The organism is Kutzneria sp. 744 (assembly GCF_000568255.1).
Lineage (GTDB): Bacteria > Actinomycetota > Actinomycetes > Mycobacteriales > Pseudonocardiaceae > Kutzneria.
Map to the genome: position 1 here is coordinate 10,050,263 of NZ_KK037166.1, position 3,141 is coordinate 10,053,403.

Sequence of the window (3,141 nt, forward strand, 5' to 3'; positions counted from 1 at the left end):
CCGGGCTGCCGCACTTCGTCGAGTACCAGCACGTGTTTCCCGCGCCGGTATCCGAGCGCGTCGCCGCGGACATCGAGGCGACGGCGCGGGCCGCGATCGCCGCCGTCGGCCTCGACCACGGGGCCGCGCACACCGAGATCCGCCTCACCGACGACGGCCCGGCCGTCATCGAGATCAATCCCCGGCCGGCCGGCGGCATGATTCCCGAAGCCGTCCGCCTGGCCACCGGCACCGACCTGATCGAGCAGTATCTCCGCGCCGCGCTCGGCCGGCCGCCGGTGATCGACACGCGCCCCCAGCGCTGCGCCGCCGTCCATTTTCCGCTGCCCACCCGCGCCGGCACGCTGGTCGAGGTGCGTGGCGTCGCCGAGGCCGAGGCCGTCGAGGGAGTGGAGGAGGTCCGGGTGACCGCGCTTCCGGGCCGGCGCGTCGGGCCCGCGCGCAGCGCCTACGACCGGATCGGCTTCGTGATCGCGCAAGGCGACTCCTACGAGCAGGTCACCAAGAGCTGCGCCGAAGCCGTGGCACGCCTGGAGATCGTGGTGGCCGAGCCCGACGGGGAGGGGGCCGGATGACGCTGCTGACGCAGGCGCGCGGACACACCTCGATCCCCTCGGCCCTGACCCACTGGGCCGGCACACGACCGGAGGCGACGGCCTTTCGGTTCGTCTCGCCCGACATGACCATCGAGGACGAGATCGGGTACGGCGAACTGGAGCGGCGCACCCGGCTGGCGGCGAACGGGTTGCGCGCGCTCGCCGTGCCGGGTGACCGGGTCGTGTTGCTGCTGCCGCCCGGCGCCGACTACCTGGTGGCGTTCCTCGGCTGCCTGCGCGCGGGGATCGTCGCGGTGCCGCTGTATCCGCCCCGCCCCGGCGCCGGGATGGACCGCGTCGAACGCGTGGTGGCGGACTGCCGGGCCAGGCTGGTGCTCACCGCGGGCGAGCCGACCGAGCCGGGATTCCATGCGGTGGAAGAAATCCTGTCCGGCAGCGCGGAACCGCTCAGGGGCGAACCGGACGGCGACGCGATCGCCTTTCTGCAGTACACCTCCGGCTCGACGGCGCAGCCCAAAGGAGTGATGGTCAGCCACCGCAACCTGGTGGCCAACGAACTGGCCATCATGGCCGGATTCGGCCTGCGCGCGGACGACGTCGTGGTCAGCTGGCTGCCCATGTACCACGACATGGGCCTGATCGGAACCACGCTGCTGCCGCTGTTCTGCGGCTTGGAAAGCGTGCTGCTGAACACATTCCGGTTCATCCGCGACCCGGCGAGCTGGCTGCGGGCCGTCTCGACCTTTCACGGCACCTGCTCGGGCGGCCCCAACTTCGCCTACGGCCTGCTCGCCGACCGCCACGACCCGCGTGAGCAGGCCGGGCTGGACCTGAGCCGCTGGCGCATCGCCTTCAACGGGGCGGAGCCGGTCGATCGGCCGACCATGGACCGGTTCGCCGAAGCCTATGCGCCGCATGGCTTTCGACCGGAGGCCTTCCTGCCCTGTTACGGGCTGGCCGAGGCGACGCTGTTCGTCGCCGGCGCCGAGCCGATGACCGGTTTCCACGTCGAATCGTTCGACCGCGACGCGTTGCGGGCCGGTCGGCTCGCCAGCGCCACGGAGGACGCCGTTCACCTGGTCGCGTCGGGTCGGGCCGCCGAGGGCACGACGGTTCTCGTGCGCGACAACGACGGTGGCGTCGCGGACGACGGCGAGATCGGCGAGATCTGCGTGCGGGCGCCCAGTGTGGCGCGCGGCTACTGGGGCGACGAGGCGAACACGGCGGCGACCTTCCACGGCCGCGTCGCCGGCCACGACGGCGACTTCCTGCGCACCGGGGATCTCGGCGCCCTGCGGGACGGCCGGCTGTACGTGGTGGGCCGGAGCAAGGACCTCATCATCGTCGCCGGGCGCAACCACTACCCGCAGGACGTGGAGGCCGTCGCGGTCGACGCCGCGCCCGAGCGACTCGGCCGGACCGCGGCGGCGTTCCAGTGGGACGACGGCCGGGTCGGGCTCGTCGTCGAGGCCCGCCGGGGACAGGCCCGCCTGCTGGCCGAACCCGAGGCGTTCGCGGTGCTCGACGCCGCGGTCCGCCGGCAGGTGGGGGCGGCGTGCGGAATCGACCTCGCCGAGTTCGTGGTGGTGCGGCCGGGGGGCATTCCCCGGACCTCCAGCGGCAAGGTGCGCCGGGCGCGGACCAGGGAACTGCTGACCGAGAACGGTCTCGCCGTGCTCGGTCGCGCCGACCCGTCCGTGTCCGACCCGGCCGTGCCCGCTGCGACCGGCGTGCGGGAAGTGCTGCGGCAGGCCGTGTTCACGCGGACCGCCGGCCTGGACCCGGCGGACGAGCGACGGCCGCTGGCCGCGCTCGGCTTCGATTCGTTGCGGCTGGTGACCCTGCGCGGCGCGGTCGAGCAGCGGCTCGGCCATCGGGTCGACGGCGAGCTGTTCTTCGGGGACATGTCGATCGAGGGCATCGCCGACGCGATCGACAAGGCCGGCCCGCCCACCGCCCTGCCGCACGAGACCCTGGCGCACGAGACGGTGCCGCACGAGACCGGGCCGCACGAGACCGGGCCGGACGAATCGGCGCCGTTGTCCGAGGGACAGGCTCAGCTCTACTTCTACGACCAGCTCTACCGCACGGACGTGGCCAACAACCTCGCCCATGCGATGCGGTTCCACGCCCGCCTCGACCCGGCGCTGCTGCAGGCGGCCGTGCGCGGGGTGGTCGCCGCGCATCCCGCGCTGCGCACCGCTTTCGGCCCGCCCCGGGCCCGCCGCCAGACCGTGCACGCCGATGCGCGATTCGACTGGCTGGTGCACGAGGTGGACCGGGAGGACACCGAGCGGATCCGGCAACTGCTCGGGGAATTCGCCTACCGGCGCTTCGATCTGGCCGACGGTCCGCTGGTCCGGGCGGCCGTCGTGGTCGGACCGGAGACCACCACGCTGATGGTGGTCAGCCACCACGGCATCGTCGACTACTGGGCGCTGCGCATCGTCGCCGCCGGCATCGCGGCCGACGTCCTCGGTGTCGGGCCGGCGTTCCCGCCGCCGGCCGCGTCCCCGTTCGACTGGGCCAGGGCCGAGGCGGCCGGCGTCGAGTCCGCCCGGGGTCGGGCCGGACTCGCCGACCT

At 73.5% G+C, this 3,141-nt stretch carries 2 protein-coding genes; both read left to right on the top strand.

The features are described 5' to 3' along the window. Positions 1-575: ATP-grasp domain-containing protein (locus KUTG_RS62480; RefSeq protein ID WP_043726219.1), on the top strand; the 575-nt coding region annotated here is incomplete at its 5' end. Continuing rightward, the coding region (locus KUTG_RS62485) for an AMP-binding protein (protein WP_198047566.1) at positions 572-3,141 on the top strand (2,570 nt) is incomplete at its 3' end. The genes KUTG_RS62480 and KUTG_RS62485, both read left to right, overlap by 4 nt.